Origin of the sequence: Nitrosospira sp. Nsp11 (assembly GCF_900142705.1) — a bacterium.
GTDB lineage: Bacteria > Pseudomonadota > Gammaproteobacteria > Burkholderiales > Nitrosomonadaceae > Nitrosospira.
The window spans coordinates 289,542-311,023 of the sequence record NZ_FRBV01000001.1 but is presented as its reverse complement, the minus strand read 5'-3'; the positions used below and the strand labels follow the sequence as shown (position 1 = coordinate 311,023).

Annotated in this window: 23 protein-coding genes and 1 other RNA gene; 14 read left to right on the top strand and 10 right to left on the bottom strand. The window is 50.4% G+C overall.

The genetic code is table 11. From position 1 onward, the window contains the following. Positions 1–217: 217 nt before the first annotated feature. Positions 218–2,785, bottom strand: coding sequence for a DNA gyrase subunit A (gene gyrA, locus BUA28_RS01630; RefSeq protein ID WP_072766390.1), 2,568 nt, complete (start codon positions 2,783–2,785; stop codon positions 218–220). Positions 2,786–3,089: 304 nt separating this feature from the next. On the opposite strand from gyrA, the gene BUA28_RS01625 reads away from it, so the two are divergent. The 5 genes from BUA28_RS01625 to ssrA all read left to right on the top strand — a co-directional run bounded on the left by BUA28_RS01625 (position 3,090) and on the right by ssrA (position 7,488). Beyond that, positions 3,090–3,758, top strand: a complete 669-nt coding sequence (locus tag BUA28_RS01625; protein WP_072766389.1) for an OmpA family protein — start codon at positions 3,090–3,092, stop codon at positions 3,756–3,758. 68 nt (positions 3,759–3,826) lie between these two features. Next, a complete protein-coding gene (locus BUA28_RS01620) occupies positions 3,827–5,152 on the top strand; it encodes a TRZ/ATZ family hydrolase (protein WP_072766388.1) in 1,326 nt (441 codons plus the stop codon). A 229-nt stretch (positions 5,153–5,381) separates the two neighbouring features. Continuing rightward, entirely contained in the window at positions 5,382–6,101 is a 720-nt protein-coding gene (ubiG, locus tag BUA28_RS01615) for a bifunctional 2-polyprenyl-6-hydroxyphenol methylase/3-demethylubiquinol 3-O-methyltransferase UbiG (RefSeq protein ID WP_072766387.1), read from the top strand. A 170-nt stretch (positions 6,102–6,271) separates the two neighbouring features. Continuing rightward, positions 6,272–6,919: an HAD family hydrolase gene (locus BUA28_RS01610; RefSeq protein WP_072766386.1), complete on the top strand. Its 648-nt coding sequence runs from the start codon at positions 6,272–6,274 to the stop codon at positions 6,917–6,919. A 207-nt stretch (positions 6,920–7,126) separates the two neighbouring features. Beyond that, positions 7,127–7,488: a transfer-messenger RNA gene (gene ssrA / locus BUA28_RS01605) on the top strand. A gap of 112 nt (positions 7,489–7,600) precedes the next feature. On the opposite strand, the gene BUA28_RS16145 is transcribed toward ssrA, so the two are convergent. Together BUA28_RS16145 and BUA28_RS01600 are read right to left on the bottom strand one after the other, a co-directional pair. Beyond that, positions 7,601–7,726, bottom strand: coding sequence for a hypothetical protein (locus BUA28_RS16145; RefSeq protein ID WP_256598197.1), 126 nt, complete (start codon positions 7,724–7,726; stop codon positions 7,601–7,603). An 18-nt stretch (positions 7,727–7,744) separates the two neighbouring features. After that, positions 7,745–8,332, bottom strand: coding sequence for an efflux RND transporter periplasmic adaptor subunit (locus BUA28_RS01600; protein ID WP_143148408.1), 588 nt, complete (start codon positions 8,330–8,332; stop codon positions 7,745–7,747). Positions 8,333–8,413: 81 nt separating this feature from the next. Here BUA28_RS01600 and BUA28_RS01595 point away from each other — a divergent pair, with 81 nt between their 5' ends. Beyond that, on the top strand, positions 8,414–9,124 hold the full coding sequence (locus tag BUA28_RS01595) for an REP-associated tyrosine transposase (protein WP_072766384.1): 711 nt from the start codon (positions 8,414–8,416) through the stop codon (positions 9,122–9,124). A 49-nt stretch (positions 9,125–9,173) separates the two neighbouring features. After that, positions 9,174–9,350, top strand: coding sequence for a Rossmann-fold NAD(P)-binding domain-containing protein (locus BUA28_RS01590; RefSeq protein ID WP_218587209.1), 177 nt, complete (start codon positions 9,174–9,176; stop codon positions 9,348–9,350). A gap of 363 nt (positions 9,351–9,713) precedes the next feature. Here the strand turns inward: BUA28_RS01590 and BUA28_RS16365 are convergent, their stop codons facing one another. Next, a complete protein-coding gene (locus BUA28_RS16365) occupies positions 9,714–9,875 on the bottom strand; it encodes a transposase (protein ID WP_083569822.1) in 162 nt (53 codons plus the stop codon). A gap of 183 nt (positions 9,876–10,058) precedes the next feature. On the opposite strand from BUA28_RS16365, the gene BUA28_RS01580 reads away from it, so the two are divergent. Together BUA28_RS01580 and BUA28_RS01575 are read left to right on the top strand one after the other, a co-directional pair. Beyond that, a complete protein-coding gene (locus BUA28_RS01580) occupies positions 10,059–11,234 on the top strand; it encodes a hypothetical protein (protein ID WP_072766383.1) in 1,176 nt (391 codons plus the stop codon). 179 nt (positions 11,235–11,413) lie between these two features. Continuing rightward, positions 11,414–12,124 (top strand): REP-associated tyrosine transposase, encoded by a 711-nt coding sequence (locus tag BUA28_RS01575; protein WP_072766382.1) that lies wholly within the window; start codon positions 11,414–11,416, stop codon positions 12,122–12,124. A 91-nt stretch (positions 12,125–12,215) separates the two neighbouring features. On the opposite strand, the gene BUA28_RS01570 is transcribed toward BUA28_RS01575, so the two are convergent. Both BUA28_RS01570 and BUA28_RS01565 read right to left on the bottom strand, forming a co-directional pair. Next, positions 12,216–13,046 carry a hypothetical protein gene (locus BUA28_RS01570; protein WP_072766381.1) on the bottom strand — a complete coding sequence of 277 codons (831 nt, stop codon included), beginning with the start codon at positions 13,044–13,046 and terminating at the stop codon, positions 12,216–12,218. A gap of 360 nt (positions 13,047–13,406) precedes the next feature. Then, positions 13,407–14,090, bottom strand: coding sequence for a zinc metallopeptidase (locus BUA28_RS01565; protein WP_072766380.1), 684 nt, complete (start codon positions 14,088–14,090; stop codon positions 13,407–13,409). A gap of 320 nt (positions 14,091–14,410) precedes the next feature. On the opposite strand from BUA28_RS01565, the gene BUA28_RS01560 reads away from it, so the two are divergent. Continuing rightward, positions 14,411–15,757 carry a cytochrome P450 gene (locus tag BUA28_RS01560; RefSeq protein WP_072766660.1) on the top strand — a complete coding sequence of 449 codons (1,347 nt, stop codon included), beginning with the start codon at positions 14,411–14,413 and terminating at the stop codon, positions 15,755–15,757. A 115-nt stretch (positions 15,758–15,872) separates the two neighbouring features. Here the strand turns inward: BUA28_RS01560 and BUA28_RS01555 are convergent, their stop codons facing one another. After that, on the bottom strand, positions 15,873–16,898 hold the full coding sequence (locus BUA28_RS01555; RefSeq protein ID WP_072766379.1) for an isoaspartyl peptidase/L-asparaginase family protein: 1,026 nt from the start codon (positions 16,896–16,898) through the stop codon (positions 15,873–15,875). A gap of 403 nt (positions 16,899–17,301) precedes the next feature. Here BUA28_RS01555 and BUA28_RS01545 point away from each other — a divergent pair, with 403 nt between their 5' ends. Continuing rightward, positions 17,302–17,565: a tyrosinase family oxidase copper chaperone gene (locus BUA28_RS01545; protein ID WP_072766377.1), complete on the top strand. Its 264-nt coding sequence runs from the start codon at positions 17,302–17,304 to the stop codon at positions 17,563–17,565. A gap of 1 nt (position 17,566) precedes the next feature. Next, the gene (locus BUA28_RS01540) at positions 17,567–19,054 is read left to right on the top strand and encodes a DVUA0089 family protein (RefSeq protein ID WP_072766376.1); all 1,488 of its coding nucleotides are present in this window, start codon (positions 17,567–17,569) and stop codon (positions 19,052–19,054) included. A gap of 78 nt (positions 19,055–19,132) precedes the next feature. Here the strand turns inward: BUA28_RS01540 and BUA28_RS01535 are convergent, their stop codons facing one another. Genes BUA28_RS01535 through BUA28_RS01525 form a run of 3 tightly spaced genes read right to left on the bottom strand, consistent with a single transcriptional unit; the run spans position 19,133 to position 20,516 of the window. Further along, a complete protein-coding gene (locus BUA28_RS01535) occupies positions 19,133–19,456 on the bottom strand; it encodes a hypothetical protein (RefSeq protein ID WP_072766375.1) in 324 nt (107 codons plus the stop codon). Next, entirely contained in the window at positions 19,453–19,989 is a 537-nt protein-coding gene (locus BUA28_RS01530) for a hypothetical protein (RefSeq protein WP_072766374.1), read from the bottom strand. The genes BUA28_RS01535 and BUA28_RS01530 overlap by 4 nt, the downstream gene beginning before the upstream one ends. Positions 19,990–20,024: 35 nt before the next feature. Further along, positions 20,025–20,516 carry a hypothetical protein gene (locus tag BUA28_RS01525; protein ID WP_072766373.1) on the bottom strand — a complete coding sequence of 164 codons (492 nt, stop codon included), beginning with the start codon at positions 20,514–20,516 and terminating at the stop codon, positions 20,025–20,027. A gap of 463 nt (positions 20,517–20,979) precedes the next feature. On the opposite strand from BUA28_RS01525, the gene BUA28_RS01520 reads away from it, so the two are divergent. After that, positions 20,980–21,183, top strand: a complete 204-nt coding sequence (locus BUA28_RS01520) for a hypothetical protein (protein ID WP_072766372.1) — start codon at positions 20,980–20,982, stop codon at positions 21,181–21,183. Positions 21,184–21,187: 4 nt separating this feature from the next. Beyond that, positions 21,188–21,466 (top strand): DUF5395 domain-containing protein, encoded by a 279-nt coding sequence (locus BUA28_RS01515; RefSeq protein ID WP_072766371.1) that lies wholly within the window; start codon positions 21,188–21,190, stop codon positions 21,464–21,466. Positions 21,467–21,482: the final 16 nt, after the last annotated feature.

Below are 21,482 nucleotides of genomic sequence, written 5' to 3'. Positions count from 1 at the left end.
TGCGGTCAGCAGGATGGGTGGAGCGTAGCGCAACCCATCAAAACGACGCAACACGACACGTTAAACCATGAGCGGATACCGGCGCGAAGGCGGCTGTTAATAACCAAATGATGGGTTGCGCTACGCTCCACCCATCCTACGCAAGCTGCGCTCCCATTCGGGCAATTTATCAATGAGCTTACCCGCAACCTTCAATTTTTAAAAGCGCTCCGAAATTTTAAACGTTCTGGATCAGTTCCTTTTCCTCGTCCGCCTCAACCACCCTTTCGAGCCCGGCGAGTTTTTCACCCTTGTCCAGGTTGATCAGCGTTACGCCCTGGGTCGCCCGGCTCATTTCGCGCACTTCATTGACGCGAGTGCGGATCAGCACGCCGCCAGTGGTAATAAGCATGATTTCGTCATCCGGCCTGACCAGCTTTGCCGCCACGACCTTGCCATTGCGCTGGGTGGTCTTGATCGCAATCATGCCCTGGCTGCCGCGGCCGTGACGGGTGTATTCACCTATCGGGGTACGCTTGCCATAGCCATTTTCCGTTGCGGTTAGGACCGCCAGTTCTTCACTCTCGGCCACCAGAAGGGATATTACTTTCTGCCCCTTGCCCAATTTCATCCCGCGCACGCCGCGCGCGCCACGCCCCATGGGGCGCACGTCATTCTCATCGAAACGCACTGCCTTGCCGTTGTCTGAAAAGAGCATCACGTCATGCTTGCCTTCAGTCAGGGCTACGCCGATCAGATAATCATCTTCGTCCAGGCCCACCGCGATGATTCCGCTGGCGCGAGGGCGGGAAAATTCCGACAACGGCGTTTTTTTCACGGTACCAAAAGAAGTGGCCATAAATATATAACGGTTCTCTTCGAAAACCTTTACGGGCAGGATGGCATTGATCTTTTCGTCCCGTTCCAGTTGCACCAGGTTGACGATGGGCTTGCCGCGCGATGCGCGACCCCCCTGGGGTACCGTGTAGACCTTGATCCAGTAAACACGTCCGCGGCTGGAAAAGCACAGGATGTAATCGTGCGTATTGGCGATGAAAAGATTGTCGATGAAATCATCTTCTTTGGTGCCAGTTGCCTGTTTCCCGCGCCCGCCCCGTTTTTGAGCCCGGTAGTCATCGAGCGGCTGCGACTTGATGTAGCCGCTATGTGATAGCGTCACGACCACATCCTCAGGTGTGATCAAGTCCTCCATGCTCAGATCCTGAGTATCGATAACGATTTCGCTGCGGCGTTTATCACCGAACTGTTGCTTTATTGCAACAAGCTCCTCGGTGATAATGGTCGTGATACGTTCCGGCCTGGAGAGGATGTCGAGAAGGTCGGCAATTTTTTCCATTACCTCCTTGTATTCGCTTACGATCTTGTCCTGCTCCAGCCCGGTCAGCCGCTGCAGGCGTAATTCAAGAATTGCTTGGGCTTGCGCATCGGACAAGCGGTATCCATCGCTGGATAAACCGAATTCAGGTGCCAGTCCGTCAGGACGAAATGACTTCACGTCGACCGAGGCGCGAACCAGCATTTCCTCCACCAGCGTGGAGCGCCATATCCTCAACATCAATGCTTCTTTCGCTACCGCGGGCGTAGGCGCCGCCTTGATGAGGGCAATCACTTCATCCACGTTTGAAAGTGCTACCGCCAGGCCTTCCAGGAGATGTCCGCGCTCACGCGCTTTTTTCAATTCGAATACGGTGCGCCTTGTCACCACTTCGCGGCGGTGGCGCAAGAATGCATCGAGCATCTGCTTCAAATTCAGCAGGCGCGGCTGCCCGTCCAGCAGGGCCACCATATTCATGCCAAAGGTGTCCTGCATTTGTGTTTCTTTGTATAAATTGTTCAGCACCACTTCGGGCACTTCTCCGCGCCGTAGCTCGATGACCACGCGCATGCCGGATTTGTCCGATTCATCGCGCAAATCGGAAATGCCTTCGATTTTCTTGTCGCGCACCAGTTCGCCGATACGGATCAGCAAATTCGCCTTGTTTACCTGGTAGGGCAACTCGTCGATGATAATGCTTTGGCGGCTGCCTTTTTCCATATCCTCGAAGTGAGTGCGCGCGCGCATCACCACGCGGCCACGCCCGGTTCGGTAACCTTCCTTCACCCCGGTGACGCCGTAGATGATGCCGGCAGTCGGAAAATCCGGCGCAGGAATGATTTCTATCAACTCTTCAATGGTTGTGTCGGCATTCTTCAGCAGCGCCAGGCAGGCATCCACCACTTCATTGAGGTTATGCGGAGGAATGTTGGTCGCCATGCCGACCGCAATACCGGAAGAGCCGTTGATAAGCAGGTTCGGAATTTTCGCGGGCAGAATCAGCGGCTCTCTCTCCGACCCGTCGTAGTTCGGACCGAAATCCACCGTTTCCTTGTCGAGATCAGCCAATAGCTCATGAGCGATGCGCGACATGCGGATTTCGGTATAACGCATTGCCGCCGCGTTATCGCCGTCTACCGAACCAAAGTTGCCCTGGCCGTCCACCAGCATATAGCGCAACGAAAAGTTCTGCGCCATGCGCACGATAGTGTCATATACCGCGGTATCGCCATGCGGATGGTACTTGCCGATTACGTCGCCGACGATGCGCGCCGACTTCTTGTAGGGGCGGTTCCAGTCGTTGGACAGTTCATGCATGGCGAACAGCGCCCGGCGATGTACCGGCTTCAAGCCGTCCCGTACATCCGGCAGGGCACGGCCTATAATTACGCTCATGGCGTAGTCAAGATAAGAGCGGCGCATCTCCTCTTCGAGGCTGATGGGCAGTGTTTCTTTAGCGAATTGATCCATTACTTGTTTTATTCAGGACAAACAGTAGCTTAAAGCATAAATGTCGTCCTGAGCTTCACCCCGGATAGCGATACATAAAACTGCTTATTTTAGCATGCCGATCGTATCCAAGTCACCTCTGCATTCCAGCATTCATGCCGTTTGCAACAACTTGATTTGACAAGAACGGACATATAACTAGATAATCGGAACGCGAATATGCAATAATGTGCCGCGGCCAAAAAAAATGGCTTTGTTTGTTATTTGCATGACCTAAGGGATGATTTGATCTTGAATTGAAGTTTTTCTGAAAAAGGGGCAATAGATGAAAAATACGGTAACGAAAAAACTCTTGCTTGGCGCGATGGTTCTGCCAATGCTGGTTGCAGGAGCTGCCATGGCTGAGGAGCAACCCGAGGCATATGCAAGTGATGGCCGTGGGGTTACAGCCCGGGATTCATCCGGCGACTGTTGGCGCACAGGCTACTGGACGCCTGCCATGGCGACCTACGAATGCGATCCTGAATTGATGCCAAAACCCGAGAAGACGGTCGAAGCGCCTGCCGAACCCGCTGCCCCTGTTGCTACCACCTACGGCGAACCCGAAAAAGTATCGCTCTCCGCCGATCAACTGTTCGATTTCGATAAAGCCAATCTAAAACCCGAGGGCAAGCAAGCCCTGGATGACCTTGTCTCCAAGCTTGAAGGTGTCAAATACGACACGATCGTTGTAATCGGATACGCTGACCGTATCGGCTCTGATGCCTACAACAAGAAATTATCCATGCGTCGCGCTGAATCTGTCAAAAGCTACCTGGTCAACGAGAAAAGCATAGCGGCCGATACCGTCTTTACCGATGGCAAGGGCGAAGCCAATCCGGTAACCGGCGATACCTGCAAGGGCGAAAAGAAAACCAAAGCATTGGTCGCATGCCTGCAACCCGACCGTCGCGTTGAAGTTGAAGTGGCCGGCACACGGGCGACAGTAAAATAATCCTGCTTCAAACTTAAAATCAAAACCCTGCCATCGCGCAGGGTTTTTTTTTGCTAAGCTTTCACATAATGATCTGTCCTGAAAAAATCGATACATTGCTGGAGGCACGCTGGATAATTCCGGTGGAACCGGCGGGCGTGGCGCTGCGCGACCATGCCGTTGCAATCAATAAGGGCGTGATCAGCGCAATTGTCCCAAGTGCCGAGGCCCATGCCCGGTTCGCGCCAGAGGAACATATTGTTCTTGAGAATCACGCGCTGATGCCGGGCCTGGTGAACCTCCATACCCATGCCGCGATGTCGCTGATGCGGGGCATTGCGGACGATCTGCCGCTAATGGAGTGGCTGAACAATCACATATGGCCTGCGGAAACCAGGCACGTCGATTCGGGCTTTGTCTTCGATGGCACCCGGTTAGCCTGCGCCGAGATGCTGAGAGGCGGGATCACCTGCTTTAACGACATGTATTTTTATCCCGAGGCGTCTGCTCGGGCGGCGATTGCTTCGGGTATACGCGCCAGCATCGGTATGATCGCCATCGACTTTCCTACTGCATACGCCAGCGACGCCGACGATTATCTGGCCAAAGGTCTTGCGCTGCGCGACGAATATAGCCGACATCCGCTGCTGTCGTTCTGCTTCGCGCCTCATGCGCCTTATACGGTGAGCGATAGGATATTCAATAAAATTCTCACCTATGCGGAGCAACTCGATCTACCCATCCATATTCACCTGCATGAAACCCGTGATGAAATCAGCGATAGCGTGAAAGTTCACGGGGTGCGCCCGATAGAACGTTTGCACAGGCTCGGCCTTCTCGGTCCCAATCTCATCGCGGTGCACATGGTCTACCTGGATAACGGCGAAATCGAATTGCTGGCGCAGCAAGGCTGCACCGTGGCGCATTGTCCTTCTTCCAATCTGAAGCTGGGCAATGGCCTGGCGCCCATAGTCTCACTGCTGAATGCCGACATTAACGTCGGCATCGGAACGGACGGCGCCGCCAGCAACAACCGGCTCGATATGTTTGAAGAAATGCGTTTCACCGCGCTGCTTGCCAAAGGCCAAAGCGGCGGCGCCAACATGCTGCCCGCATGGCAGGCGCTGCAAATGGCTACACTCAATGGCGCCCGGGCGCTGGGACTGGGCGCGCTCACCGGGTCGTTGGTGGCGGGCAAGTCAGCCGACATCATTGCCCTGGATTTTTCCAGCCTCGAACTTTCGCCCTGTTATGATCCTGTTTCCCACCTCGTCTACGCTGCGGGGCGGGAACACGTGAGCCATGTGTGGGTAAATGGTAAGATACTGCTGAACTGCGGAGAGTTGACCACGCTGGATGAGCGGGAGCTGTTGCTCAGGGCCGAATTCTGGCGGGGACAGATGGCAGCGGGCTGAAGAGGGCTGAAGAACTGGCAACGTAACGGGAAGCCATCCTATACGCCTATATGGTTTATATAGTATGCATGGATGAAACGCAGTGCAGCCCATCACAACCCATTATTTTTCTGAAGAGTTGGCCCTATAAACAGTAGAGTTATATGGAGAGCGGATTGGAGGCATGTGAGATAAGCCGGATGATGAGTCTCGCTTCGCTCTGCAATGCCAACAACAACCGCATAGAGGCATGATGAGTAAACAGACGGAAAGTGACAACGTAAACGTTGACCTGCTTGAATTGGAAAAATTCAGCCAGCTTGCGCACCGCTGGTGGGACCCGACCAGTGAATTCAAGCCATTGCATGAAATCAACCCCTTGCGGCTGAATTATATCGACCAGCTTGCGGGTTTTGCAGGCAAAACTGTGCTGGACGTCGGCTGTGGCGGCGGCATTTTGTCAGAAAGCATGTCAGACCGCGCCGCACAGGTCACGGGTATCGATCTAGGCGATAAAGCGCTCAAAGTTGCAAAGCTGCACCTGCTGGAAAGCCGCAAGCAGGTAAATTACCGTAAGGTGGCCGTAGAAGAACTTGCCAAAGAACAGCCCCATCATTACGATGTGGTTACCTGCATGGAAATGCTGGAGCACGTGCCCAGCCCGGTGAGCACCGTGAGAGCCTGCGCCCAGCTTGTCAAACCCGGCGGCTGGGTTTTCTTCTCAACCATCAACCGCAATCCAAAATCGTACCTTTTTGCCATAATCGGTGCCGAATATGTACTGAGCCTGTTGCCCAGAGGCACACACGATTACGCAAAATTCATCAAGCCATCCGAACTGGCCCGCATGGGCCGTGATGCAGGGCTAGCCGTCGAGGAGATCATTGGCCTGACTTACAACCCCATCACGAAAGTTTATGCATTGGGGCAGGATTCGGACGTCAACTACATCATGGCGTTTCGTGCTTGAATTCGCGCTTGAAGTCCCGCTTGAAGTCTCGCTGAGTTTCCGTGTGGATGACACCAGGCTGAGCCGTAGCCACCGCCTGCTCTCCGTGTCGGCTCATCAATTCCTTTGCTCGCACCTGAATTGTTTGATTCAGCCATTGAGCTCAGCCATCACTCATTCATGACTCATTCATGATTAAAGCCGTTCTATTCGATCTCGACGGTACGCTTGCGGATACCGCGCCCGACCTGGGTCATGCCCTCAATCGGCAGCGCATCATGCGCGGCCTTGCCGCCCTGCCGATAGAGCATATCCGTACCGAAGCCTCGGCAGGAGCGCGCGGCCTGCTTGGTCTTGGGTTCGGTATCAAACCCGGCGATAAGGGCTATGATGCGATGCGCGCCGAATTCCTCGATTTTTACGCCGAACGGTTATGCCATGAAACATCTCTATTTCAAGGCGTAACCGAATTACTCGATCAACTCGATATTCGCAGCATTCCGTGGGGCATCGTTACCAATAAACCGGCGCGTTTCTCCATACCTCTGATGCAGGCGCTAGGCCTGAACAATCGTTTCGCGTGCATCATCAGCGGCGGAGACACCGTGCATTCCAAACCCCATCCAGAGCCGTTACTTGCAGCCAGCAACACGATGGATGTCTCGCCGGCCGAATGCGTCTACCTGGGCGACGACTTGCGTGACGTGCAGGCCAGTCTTGCGGCAGGCATGGAACCCATCGTCGCGAGATACGGCTACTTGGGCAATGCGGCACCGCCCGAGTCATGGGGAGCGAGATACCTCATCGATCAACCGCAAGAACTGCTCGGTTATCTGTAAAATCTGGTAGTATGCAGCAAGTAAAGAGTAGGGCGCCAATAAGCGAAGCGCATTGCGCCGTATGAAAGTTTTCACCAATGCTTCTGTCATCTAATGGGTAACACAGTCGGGTATCCGACCTCAAGTGGCTTCTCCAAAGATTTCCAAACACTGGTAATTGAACTCTTCCGGTCCGCAGTTATCTAATAGATGTAAATACAGAATGCCGGGGGCGACCTGGCTTCGACGTGGATTACAAAGCAGTGCAGGGCATACCGAGGACCAGTTACCTCGTAAATACATCTGGAAACCAATAGTCGCAAACGACGATAGTTACGCTCTAGCCGCTTAAATCCGGCTGGACTCCGCACCGGTGGGCCTCAACGCCGGGTCTGGCAACAGGCAGCGGAGCCATTAACGAGGATCGCGTTCGGTAGGGTCACTTTACAGAACGCTAAAAAATAGGTGACTCGCCTGTCATTAGTCTGCCAGTTGACGCATGCCAGGTAAAATTAAATAACATGGCTAAGTATGTAGAACTGTCTGTAGAGGATTTGCGGACGCGGGTTCGATTCCCGCCGCCTCCACCAATTAAACGTTTAACAACGTCCAAAGAAACCCAAGAAACCCAAGAAACCCAAGAAACCCGCATGAATAAAGGCTTGCGGGTTTTTTGTTGTCCAATAAATCTAAGCTCGGCTATTATAATTCGACGTAGCCGGCAGTAAATTTGACGGTAACAGCAACATCATCAGATGAGGTTGCCGTCATGCGGCTGATCTCGCAGGTTATGGCAAATAGCAAGACCTGACCCCAAGGGACCCCCATGATATGCTCCATAGATTTTCAGCGCTGGCATGAATGCCACCCGGACGGTTCGTTATGGAAGAGGAAATTATTAAATCTCTTCGTCATCCGATTGGCCTCCGCCAACGTATAAATCTCCGTATACTTCGCTTTCGCTGCATTGAAACGGGCTTGGCCGTCAGTATCTCCGCAGCGAACAGGATCATCCAGGTTTACCCCCATCGCGGAGAACTCCGACATGAGGGTTTGAATCTTGTCTTCAACCTCTTTCTGTCTTTGGGCTTCGCCCACAGAAGATTGTGCCTGCTGCAATTTTCCAAAGGCCGCGTCATATTCACTAGCACGTTGCTGAAGCGCAGCTAGCTTTTCTTTGTTTTGTCTTTCAAGTTGCTGAAGAACGAACTCACGCTTTTCGAGTTCGGCCTTTTGTGCGATCAGTGCTATTGAAGCATCAGCACGATTTCTTTCCGAACGAACTATTTCATCGTCCAAGGATTTTCGCTCCTTTAAGAGATCCTTGTACTCGCTCCAAACGTATGACATACCACTAGCGAGCACCAAAATAACGATTACTGTTGGTGCGAGATAGCGTCTTGCGACAAGAGTAATTGCGGTTATCAGATCCATGGTAATCAGTAGGGTCAGACTCGATTGATTATGGGATGCCGACGAAGTATACTGGAAACTCTTCCGTAGCAGGAATTGCAAATGGCGCGCTTACCGAGATTTATCCTTCCTGGTCAACCGCAGCACGTAATTTTACGTGGCAATAATCGGACTGAGATTTTCTGTGCAGAGGCCGATTATCGGTTCTATTTTGATAAGCTGCGGCTAGCCTGTGAAAAGCATGGTTGTGACATTCACGCCTATGTGCTGATGACCAACCACGTACACTTACTCATCACACCCCACGAAGAGCAGAGTTTGAGCAAAGCCTTGCAAATGCTGGGACGTTATTATGTGCAGTTTTTCAATCATTGCTATCGGCGCACCGGTACATTATGGGAAGGGCGCTACAAAGCTACCCTGATTGATACCGAGACATATTTGTTGACCTGCATGCGCTACATAGAACTCAATCCAGTACGTGCAGGCATGGTAGCCCATCCATCCGAATACCGCTGGTCAAGCTATGGCTACAACGCCTGGGGCCAAACCGATAACTTGGTAACTCCACATCCTGAATACCTGCGATTGGGAAGAACTGACGAGGAATGCCGGAGTGCATACCAGCAGCTATTTGAGTACCCGATTTCCGAAGAGTGCATTAACGCAATCAGAGAGGCAACCAACAAGGCGTGGGTATTGGGAAACGACCGGTTCAAGCAAAGTATTCAAGAGAAATTGAAGAGACGGGTAGAGCCTGCGGCCAAGGGTGGAGATAGACGATCGGAGCAATTCAAGATCGATCGAGTCTGACCCCATCGCTATCGCATGTTATTGGCAAATCATAAAGAGGAAAATTCGCATGGGGAACGTAAATGTTTTAATCGGCACTGGTTCAATTGGGCTAGCTATCGCAAGAAGGGTCAGTGCAGGTAAGCATGTTCTGCTAGCCGACCTGTGGGAAGAAAATGCTGAAGCAGCCGCCAAAACTTTACACGATGCAGGATTTACCCTTTCAACCGCCAAAGTCGATAAATAGGTATATCCAAATCCGGTGTCGCCCGACTGGTTCGCAAGGTACACGCGTTTTTTGCCCACCTGCCAACCTTCGCGCTTGAGTATCACTAGCACCCGTAGGTAGCCAAACCTGGGACGATTCATGGCGATGTCGCGTCTGCGCTGGCACAATGCGCTTTGATCACGCGCCATACTCTTGGCATACCGACGAGCGCTGCAGCAACGCCAGGTGACATGATCGATGCACACTGATTTTGAAACGCTCCTGCATCCAGGCTGCCAGCTCGCGCCGCTTGGCAGCCTTCAGAGTTTTTTTCGCACTACCTCCTGCAGGATCTGCTTGTCCAGCGTCAGGTCGGCCACGATGCGTCGCAGCCTTGCATTCTCATCCTCGATCTGCTTGAGCTTGCGCAGCTCGCTCACACCCAGGTCCGCATGTGGCCTCCGACACGCCAAGCTGCCGGCACCCATCAACCACCGCCTTGCCGCTGTCAGCCAACCGCAGCGCATAAATGATTTGCTCCTCCGTGAATCTCGACTTCTTCATCACTTCTCCTTGCCCGTTCGGGGCCTCGGGAAGCAATCCTACCTCCAGTTTTAACCTGTATCAATTTTCCGGAAGAACGTCAATTTCTTGTAAATCCTAGTTCCGTCACTATACTTAAAATAGCCATACAAGCATGAGGGTGACTTCATTCTTAATTGATCTTTTCATTTGAAAGGTAAAAAAATGAATAAAAAATCGCTTTTCTCCATATTGGCTTCTGGGATTGTTATCTTTTTATCTGGATGCAGCTCACTATCAATTATAGAACCTGCCAAAAACCTAACAGAACCGGAAAACAGCATCTTCTTCAAAAAACTTCCGAGAGATAACAAAAACAATCAAGGTTTAAAAATATTGGCGGATCAGGTGCTTGGTAAAGGTCATAAGTGTCAAAATAGTTCTAATAATCCCCAACCCGCTCCAGGACCAAAATACTACGAAGATAAGGCACCACTCTCAGATGAGATGGCGAGCGCAGGTACTATGAAAGAACTGATGAAGAGTCAGTGCGGGGAAAATGGAGATATGAGTATGGGGTATTCTGGAATGCGTGAATTTATAGACGCGATGCATAAAGAGTATGTAAGAGCTTCTTCAGATAACAAAGTTAAACAAAAGATAAAAGACGCGGACGACAAACTTGTATTCAGCAAAGTACTATTAACCTATGCCAAAACTTACTACAAAGGAGATTTTGTTCTACGGGACGGAACAAAGCTAGCGAAACCATCTAAGAGCATCGGATTTAATCAAGAAGGGGTTTTCACCGTGTCGACCGATAACGACGCTTTGATCGGTCTTACCACAGTTTTTCTTGAGGCGTTATCTGAATTTGCATTTCCTACTCCCGTCACGGCGAACTCAACGAATAAGATAAGCTATAAGCAATCCTATAACCAAACATCAAAAACGATAGCATCCAAAGAGGATCCAAAAAAATTGTTGCCTCTGTATGAATTACTTTATCTAAAAGAAGAGGATAAGCCTGACTATCTCACTGAATCTAATCTTCAACCCACGGTTTTAACATTAAAGGATAAATTTTTTAATGGACCTCCGTTAGTCGCTGAAAAAGAATTTGGAATATCAGAGATTGAGTTGAAGGCAATGAGACATATATCTAGCAATATAGCCGATGGATCAAAGATGGTTTTAGGAACAACTCTCCGTAGTGCGGGGGGGGCAGGCTTAAGCTTCGGAGCTTTTGCGAAATTATCGATTGGAGATAATGATGCGTTGGTAAAAATTGTCGAAACCGCTATTGAAGTATTAAGTCGGCGTTTGCTCGAATATAGGCTCTATAAATTCTTGTACAACGAACCGTTTGAGGACGAGCTAAGGCCTTTTTTTGGAGATTAATGTTATATGTAATGGTGACCTGCTCCCAGTAATTAGCACACGTTTGATTCGTGTTCAGGGCGCCAATCAAGACTCAGCTAGGCTCGCGGTTTCAGACTAGTAATCAGTAGGGTCAGACTCGATTGATTATGGAATAACGACGAAGTATACTGGAAACTTTTTCGCAACAGGAATTGCAAATGGCGCGCTTACCGAGATTTATCCTTCCCGGCCAACCGCAGCACGTCATCTTACGTGGCAATAATCGGATCGAGATTTTCTGTGCAGAGGCGGATTATCGGTTCTATCTTGATAAGCTGCGGTTAGCCTGCGAAAAGCATGGTTGTGACATTCACGCCTATGTGTTGATGACCAACCACGTGCACTTGCTCGTCACTCCCCAGGAAGAGCAGAGCTTGAGCAAAGCCTTGCAAATGCTTGGGCGTTATTATGTGCAGTTTTTCAATCATTGCTACCGGCGCACCGGTACATTATGGGAAGGGCGCTACAAAGCCACTTTGATTGATACCGAGGCGTATTTGCTGACCTGCATGCGCTACATAGAACTCAATCCAGTACGTGCAGGCATGGTAGCGCATCCATCCGAATACCGCTGGTCAAGCTATGGTTACAATGCTTTGGGCCAGACCGATAACTTAGTGAATCCGCATCCTGAATATCGACGTTTGGGACAAACTGACGAGGAATGCCGGAGTGCATACCAGCAGCTATTCGAGCATCCGGTTTCTAAAGAGAGCATTAACGCGATTAGAGAGGCAACAAACAAAGCTTGGGTATTGGGAAATGATAGGTTCAAGCAAAGTATTCAAGAGAAATTGAAAAGACGGGTAAAGCCTGCGGCCAAGGGTGGAGATAGGCGATCGGAGCAATTCAAGATCAATCGAACCTGACCCCGTAGATATGACCATCATAATAACGCTGGTCACGTAGGCTATAGCAAATAGCAAGACCTGACCCCATTGATGTGCATTGATGTGATAATCAAGGTTCGAGCATTTTTTCCTCGTGAATGTTAAAAGCCTTGTATACAAGGCTGCGCAATTCGTCGTCACAGGCGCCGTATTCATCGATAATCCGTATGATCAGATCAACTTGTGCAGCGCTTTGATGGGGAAGTGCAAGCACTTCCACCATTTCTTTCTCGGTTAAGAATTGGTCGAGGTAGTTGTATGGGTTTTTTGCCCCAGCAACAACTTGGCACAGGATTAAATTCCAAGCAGGACGAGCACCTAACCGGTTCACATATAGACGACATCGGAGATAATCTGAGATTTCCGTACCAACAACGCTAGATATAGCTTTCTGCAGCCATTCCTGAAATCCGTTAACCAGTGTTTGATACTCTGCAAATAAAGCACCCAGATTAATCCCATTGGGATTCTTCTGAAGGTAATTTTTCGCGTAGAGATTGTACTTTTCTGCACGTGCCAGCTGGTGAGGATAGAGTAGAAACTTGGTTATTCGCGTACCATCCTTCTCCGTACTTATATGCCAGTTGGGCTTATGCAATGTGATATGCACAACGTCATTCCTCAGCTCTTGTATAAACTTGTGCGAACCATTTTTCTCAAAGTCAGCGCTGATTCGTGCAGAGTAACCAGAAATCGTGATCTTTTTACTCAAAGCTCGTGATTGATCTACGAGGGTCATAGCTGAGGAAGCAAATAAATAAACAGCATCCTGAAGTTCTTCTTCAAGTCGGCAAAGTTCCTGATGACGATTACGTCTAAATATTTCCCCCTGATATGCCTGTTGATGAAAACGCTCGACATGTAGGAGGAATAAAGCCGCCGCCTTATTGAATATGCGCAAAACAGATCTGAGAGACAGACTACGTTCTTGGAATTCTCTGCCCGGATGTTCTTTTACCGCGCGTTGCGTGGCTGAGAAATTATTCCAGTAAGCCTTAGTTAGAGTCTGCTCGCTCCAGGGAAGTGGACCAAGGGTGTATCCAGCCTTTTAGCAGTGTCCATACATAAAAGTAATATTGATAAACATTGGATTCTATCGTTTGCTATACGCTCTAGACGTGTTGAAAGCAATAGGGTCTTCTAATCTTCATCTCAGCTACGATCAATCGTGTCCGAACCTGTTATTCATCAATAGAAGAGAAATTTGGATTCCTTGGCTGACGTCGTTCTGACGTTAACATTCTACATATTTCAACTTCAATCATCGGCGTAGAATCGCAAACCAACGCGCCATATTGAGAAGTGTCATCAGGGAAGCTGCAACATAAGTCCATGCTGCGGCGTTGAGCAAACGCCGGGCATGCGGCATGTCCCCGTCGATCAGATAACGCTCTCGCTCCAAAATCGGCAGGGCACGGGCAAAGCTCGCATTCAATTCCATCGGCAAGGTTAGTGCGTGCACAAGCGTCGCGCTTCCCAGTGTCAGGATGCCGCCTACAAGAAATAGCAATCCCGCCGAGGGAGAGCGCAATAGCCCCATAATCACAGGAGACAGCATCAGGATGCCGGCGCCTAGTTTCTCCGCAGGCGCAGCCCACTGCACCAGCTTGGTACGCAAGGCAAGAGGCGGGTAGTTATCCTGATGCTGAATCGCATGGCCGACTTCATGCGCTGCAACCGTTATGGCTGTCAGTGAGCGGCCGTTGAATTTTTCCGGTGTGAGACGGACTACTTTTTTCAACGGATCATAGTGGTCGCCTAATTCGGTTGCCTCCACCGCGATATGTTGTAAATTGGCCTTATCCAGCAACTTGCGAGCCAGTTGTGCTCCGGTGAATGAATAGCGATCAGCCGGTTCACTATATTTTTCCATGGTATGTTTGACCCAGTAGGAAGGCCCGACAACCAGGAGAGCGATAAAACAGACCAATATCAGATAAAGCATGGCAGCAAGTATCAGTAAAAAAAAGGTTTAATGGTAATAGTCTAGTGGGTTTATCCGTAGCGCAGGTTGATCATGCGCTTACCCTACCGTTTGATCAATGATATCCAAAATAATTCATCTTGAATCTCGGTAACAAGGTCAAGCGGATGGGTCGTTTGATCGGCAGCACCCAGTTCTATCAGGACCATTGGCGAAAGCTGGACAAGAACATATAGTGGGTTTGCTTTTGTTAGCCTTATTGCATCTGATCCGTGCATGCGCAGAATTGAATGCTGATGAACTCATGATCGAAACTTCTAACCGTATTGACGATGTTGACGATGCCGCATAACAAAACAGTTCCACAGGTCAAAGGCAATTTTCTGCTGGGCAATTTAAGCCAGATGATCGCGAATCCGTTTCAGGCCCTTTGTGACTGGCAGCGAGAGTACGGTGACCTGGTCAGCTTCAGGTTAGCTGCCCGCCAAATTTATCTGTTCGGTCACCCGAAGCTGTTTGAGCAAGCCCTGATCAAGCAAAGCGATGTTTTTGTAAAAATACACGGTGACGGAAAACCAACTGGCCTGGAATTGGTTTTGGGGCAGGGATTAGTAACAAGCCAAGGCGATTTATGGCAAAGGCAACGGCGGTTGATACAGCCGGTTTTTCAGCGAAGCAATATAACCACGCTGTTGCCGCAAATCGCCACCGCTGGCAGCAATATGCTGGATAGATGGCGGAAGCTGGGTGAAGGTGCGGAGATTAACCTGTCCAGGGAGATGACGCAGTTGACGCTGGAGGGGATCACCCAGACCATGTTCAGCACCAGCGTCCTCGACAAGATAGAACAGATATCGCCATCTCTGGACATCTTGCTGAGGTATGCCGCTAAAACCATCGTGAATCCTTTGATGCTCCCGTTATATGTACCCACCCCGGCCAATCAAAAATTCAAACAGGCTTTGGGGATAATCGACGGGGTCATTTACGGAATCATCAATGAGCGTCGTGCTACGCCATCCACGCACAACGACTTGCTGAATATGCTGTTAAAAGCAAGCGATGACAACACTGGTGAAAAGATGACCGACAGGCAGCTTCGGGATGAAGTCATCACCATTTTTGGTGCAGGCCATGAAACTACCGCGAATTTGTTGAGCTGGACCTTATATTTACTGGCCCGGCATCCAGACGTACTCGCTAAGCTGCGCCAGGAACTTGACGGCCTGCTGCAAGGAAAAATACCGGACGCGGCAGATCTGCAGCAGCTTGTTTATACTAAAGCGGTACTCAATGAATCGATGCGCTTCCGTCCACCTGCCGGCATTATGCTGCGTAGAGTCAATAAGGATACCGAGGTTGATGGCTATATGTTAAAGGCTGGCAGACTTGCGATATTCAGTATTTTCAATCTTCATCATCATGCTGATTTTTGGCCACAATCCGAGCAGTTCGACCCTGAACGGTTTTTAATACCCGAGCATCGCAGGTTTTCGTTTATGCCTTTCGGGACAGGTGAACGCATCTGCATAGGTAGTCATTTTGCATTACTGGAAAGCCAGCTTCTGCTCAGCATAATCGTTCAGCACTGTGATTTACAGTTGCTTGACACGGATGAAGTCGAGGTTGAGATGGCGGTAACCCTGCGCCCCAAAGGTGGAATTCCAGTCCGGGTGAAGTGGCGATAAAATCAATCTTCAGTTCTTGGTTCTGTTATCCACAAAATCCACAAAAGCTGTCCGGAAGTGTTGGGGAAATTGCCTTTGGGCTGACCTCTTTGCGCTGACCCCAGGCGGCTCGGTTTTATCGAGTATCGTGTGAGTTGGATGTGGATACCGCTCTATCGTCGGCGGCGAACATGCCTACTTGCACGATACCATCGCTGCCGATAGTGCCACGGTACATGCCCCTGGTGTTGAAACGCATTGCATAATTACCTTTTGCATCTAGCACGATCAAGCCGCCATCACCGCCGAGGGCAGCAATTTCCGCCAGCGTATTATCCGCCGCCTCGATAATTGGAATGTGCTGCAACCGTACCTGTGCCGCTGTGTTGAATGCAGCTACGGTGCGAATGAATATTTCTCCGGTGCCGGTCGCGGATACAGCAACCGAATGGTTGTCCGCGTAGGTTCCGGCGCCGATGACGGGCGAATCCCCTACACGCCCGAAGCGCTTGTTTGTAACCCCGCCAGTCGATGTGCCGGCGGCGAGATTGCCATGGCGATCCAGCGCCACGGCACCCACCGTTCCGCGCTTTTTATCCATCTGGGGCTGAGGCGTATCGGGAACCACATCATGGTCCTGCATCAGGCGTTCTTCGGCAATGGCTTTTTGCAACTGGTTCCACCGGAATTGGGTGTAGAAATAGGAAGGATCAACGATCTCCAGGCCCATCTCGGCGGCAAAGGCATCGGCGCCCTGGCCCATCAGCATCACATGCGCGCTTTTCGTCATTACGGCGTTCGCGGCGCGGATGGGGTTGCGTATGGTCGTAACGGCGGCAACAGAACCTGCCATGCGCGTGGAGCCCTCCATGATAGATGCATCCAGCTCAATGCGGCCGGCATTACTGAACACGGCGCCTTTGCCGGCATTGAATAAAGGTGAATCTTCCATCACCACGATCGCTGCAATCACGGCATCGATGCTGCTGCCGCCTGCTTCAAGCACTGCATGGCCGGCGGTCAGCGATTGCGCAAGCACCTGCGTATAAGCCTGCTCCAGTTCCTTTGTCAGCTTGCTGCGCGTGATAGTACCGGCGCCACCGTGAACCACCAGTCGTATCGGTGAATCATCTGCCCTGGTCGTATTCGTTTGTATTGTCATGTGTTAAAAATTTAAGGGTAGAGGAAAGGTACTATCGTAGTTTCTTCGTGGGGATTTGTAAGATGGGCAGGACCGTCAGGCTGATGCGCCCATGTGGGAACTTACAGCAGAGCCATCCCGAACTGGCTGCTGACCGACCTTCCTGGCATCTGGCATAGCGTTTTAATCGTTTCAAAATATTCGCACGAAAATTTTTTTTCATATTGTGGTCTCCTTTCGGTAACTTTTAGCACGCAACGTTATTTCCTGGAATATTTTCCGGCGGTTGTATTTGATTTGATGCAATTCGGCGTATCAGCTTTCCTGGCATTTTCAATGAGATGATCTATATTAAAAATAACCAGCTCATGTGCCGTGTTGTGTTTTTGATTTGGTCTGGAACTCATATTTGCAAGGGGGAAAAATGGCGGAGCAACGTGAAACCTATAGAGGCCGGGAGATTATCCTTCGAACTGGAGCGGAGGCCTCTACCGCGAGAGCGACGGCAGGGATCAGAGAAGACGAAGCGGGCGCCGAGGGGACTGAACTATACATCGATGGGGAGCGAATCTTCACGATGCGCGATGCAGGTGGGAAATATATTGCATCCGGCTTTGCCTTCGATCCTCAACCTTCGCCAGTCGACTTGGCCAGGAAGATTATCGACTACAGGGAAACGGGGGAATAATATGGGGATCCGAAAAAATCAGTCCAGCCTGACAGCCGCCGAGAAAGCGGCATTCGTCGCTGCGGTGAAAGCGCTGAAGGCAAACGGCGACTACGATATGTTCGTTGCTCAACATCGCGCCGCCTTTATGGCCAGCCCCAATGATCCTGCGCACCGCGGCCCAGCCTTTTTGCCGTGGCACCGTGAGTATCTTCGACGATTCGAGCTTGCTCTCCAGCAGATCGATTCAAGTGTTTCCATACCCTATTGGGACTGGACAGTCGACAGGACGGCGGGAGCCTCGCTTTGGGCCTCGGATCTCATGGGCGGCAATGGAACAGGTGCCAGCCGGCAGGTTACCACAGGGCCCTTTGCATTTTCGACCGGAGAATGGACTCTTACGGTCCGTGATCCCGGCGATACAACCACTTTTCTTACGCGCGCTTTTGGCGCAATGGGGTCGCTGCCGACTCAACAGGGTGTCAGTGCCACCCTGAATGTGGTTCCGTATGATTCCGCACCCTGGAACTCCAATAGCAGCACTAACACAAGTTTTCGTAATCGACTGGAATCGGTCATTCACAATCCGGGGCACATGTGGGTTGGTGGGTCGATGATGGCCATGGCATCTCCCAATGACCCCGTGTTCTGGCTGCACCATTGCAATATCGATCGGCTATGGGCGGAATGGCAAAGGGAAAATCCTGCGGCAATTTATTTGCCGCCCAGCGGTACCCCCAATGTAGTGGCGGGTCACGGCCGGGACGATCCGATGCCGCCATGGGATAATGAGGCGTCACCGCCTACGCCGCTAAGCGTTCTCGATCATCATGCGCTCGGCTATACGTATGACGACGAGGGGGTGGTGTCTCCAGAGGTCGTGCCCCTTACCGTTGGCGCGCCCGCTACCTCGGCTTCGATAGGGCAGGCAGGAGAAATTGATATATATAGTTTCGTCGTGACTACGTCTGGAAGCCATGTCATCGAGACTCAGGGTCCAACCGACGTGGTGACCGGCCTGTATGGCCCCAACGACATGGCGGCAATCATTACTGAGGATGACGACAGCGGACCAGGCGCGAATTCGCGGATTGAAAGAAATTTGTCGGCGGGGACCTATTATGTACGCGTGCGGCACTATAGCGGCTCATCAGTCGGGAGCTATAGTATCTCCGTAAGCGGATCGGCGTCCCAGCCCGGTATCCCCACCATTCAGGTGAACGGTCCGGCAGCGCAGGGAACGATCGCTGCTGCGAATGAGCGGGATATGTATACATTCACGGTAATGAATCCCGGCACGCATACAATCGAGACCGCTGGCAGCACCGACTGCTTCCTTACATTATTTGGCCCCGATAATCCAGCCACATTCATCACCCAGGATGATGATAGCGGTCCCGGAACCAATTCAAGGATTGCTGTCAACCTTGCGTCTGGCGTTTACTATGCCCAGGTCAGGCACTACAGCCCAGCCGGCACGGGTTCTTACAGCATTTCGGTTAGAGACTGATTCCGCATTCCCTATTATTTTGGATAAAGCTCATCCGGTCTGCATACAGCGGGCAGCATGGGCGTGCTCACCAGTTCTTCACTGGTCCTCTATTCTTTTCTTTATTATTTCGACAGGTTCCCATTTTTTTTCGTCCAGAACTTTATCTTGGGCCTTTTTAACGAATTTATCCAATTCATTTAAATCGGCTTCATCGGCCTTATTGATTGCACTAAGTTCTCTATAAACGAAAGCATATTTCACGGCTTCCAGCCAATTTTCCCGGGTTTGCGTTTTCTGCGCCTTATCCCAGGCATTCTTTGATTTATCCCGATATTGTGCTATTACAGCGTCGTTGATATCCTGAGCCATGACACTTGTAGCGGCGAGAAGAAGAGCGATAAAAATGATATATATTTTCATTTTGTCTCCTTCGCTTTATTGATTTGGCGTTTTTTTGTAGTATCTGGAATTTGCGCCGAGGTGAGCGTATCAGAAGCGGACTCTGCGGAGTGGCGTTTCACTCCAGCAGTTTGATCAGACAGAAAAGCTACGCAGATATCTTCAAGATCTTTGTTTACGGGTTTCGCCAATGCTTCTTTAAGAAGCGAGCTAAGATAAATGAAACATAACTGCCCTCTATCGTCCTGTTCAATAATTTTTGAAACCATTTCCAGGATGTCTTTTGATACCGAAGCGATGTATTGAGGCGTAGCTTGTGGAACATTGAGACTTTCGACTGAAGTAGTCGCCGCCCCCCCGGCAATCAGGCCCGTGGCGTTTAGGATTGCGTCATTCATGATTTGGCTATTTTTTTTCATTGCTGCCAGCGTGTCTTTATTTTTCTCTTTTTCCTCTACCGTTCCGTTTTCCAGTTCAGCGATTTTTGAATCTATCTTTTGCTTTTCGGCAGTAATTTCGGATAGTGATTTTGCCGCCTCTGCTTGACCTCGCATTTTAATGGTGACAGACGGCGCACGTATCGTACCTGTCAGTTGCTCCAGGCAGCCAATACGACCATGTTGCGCTGGAAGCGGCGGAGCTGCCAGCCGTATTCTGCCCCGCTGATAGCATTGTTGAGATAGCTTTCACACAATCGATAAGATGCATCGCGAAGTGATTGAATGGTCGGCGTTCTCATTCCAACGTAGGACGATCCCTCCTGAAATGCGGCAGCCAGTTCCGCACCAATTTTTCCGGAATCCGCTTTTGCTGCCAATTCCGCTGCATATGCCGAAAGGGCATCCGGACTCGCTTCTGCGCAAACTCTTGTTTCAGTCCTGATCTTTCTTCCATGCTCATCATAGATAGGTACGACCGACGACATAATGGCGCGTTGCTTTATATCAATCAACGCTCCCTCTCCATTCGAAACCTCAAGCACGCGATGAACACTACTAAGGTTTCCAATACAGCCAGTAGTACTCAATAATAGAACTGTTACCAGCGCAAGTTTCTTCATTTCGTAATCCTTCTTGCTCATGATCCTTTTGGTCTTAATGGCTGACGAGCATCCATGAATTTGGATTGCTGATTCTTCATTTTTACCGCGCTGACCTCGTGCAACTTCTCCATGCGGTTGCCGGGACTTGGCCTATCTTCAGGATAGACTGAACCGAAGAAAGAAATTTAAAGCCTTCCGAGATCTGTCATCTATGAAATATAGGAGATATTTTCGTTTTTTCCATATTTATAATGAATGGAAGAGTTAGCTGAAGTGCTTCCCGATCCTGGAGCTATGGGGTAAGACTCCCACTCATTATAGATAACGGACTTATCCGCCATTTTTATGCCGCCTGCTAATCGTGCTTGTCCGCATCCACCTCATACAAGCTTCAGTTTCGCCTGCTGCTCGGGCGAAACTGAAGATAGCTCGATGCTGACCCTATCGGCATTTTTCCTGACCTGCGTTAAAATAAAAAGGACCTTATAGAGAAAGAAACACCATGACAAAAAATGATAAAAAGAATGAGATGGCCGATCATTTATTTGAAAATGTCGGCAACTTATTATCCAATCAATCTGTTCTGGGCGAACCTGAACCCTGGGAAAAGTGGGAAACCCAGCTGTGCTTGTGGAGCATAGGCATCGGTATCGCGGGACTTGTAATCCTGGGTATTTTGGTAGACATGTTCCTGCTTCCCGCATAAACGGATGAAAGCCGATCTGGAGGTCCGGTTGGTGCATGATGGCATCAACTGGATCGCATACCATCAAAGTTTCGAAGCCTTTGGAGAGACTTTGCTCGAACTGGACCAGGAACTGACCAGATGTCTGCTGGATAGGCAATTATTCCCCGAGAATAGTCACGTTACCGTATTCATGGTGTTTGACTATAACTGTATCCCGACCTGGATACGGCAGTACGCCTCTCATTACTTCAACCGCTACATCCGGTTGGATTTGAAATCACCGATATCGGCAGCGCAATAATCGGAGCAGGAAATAA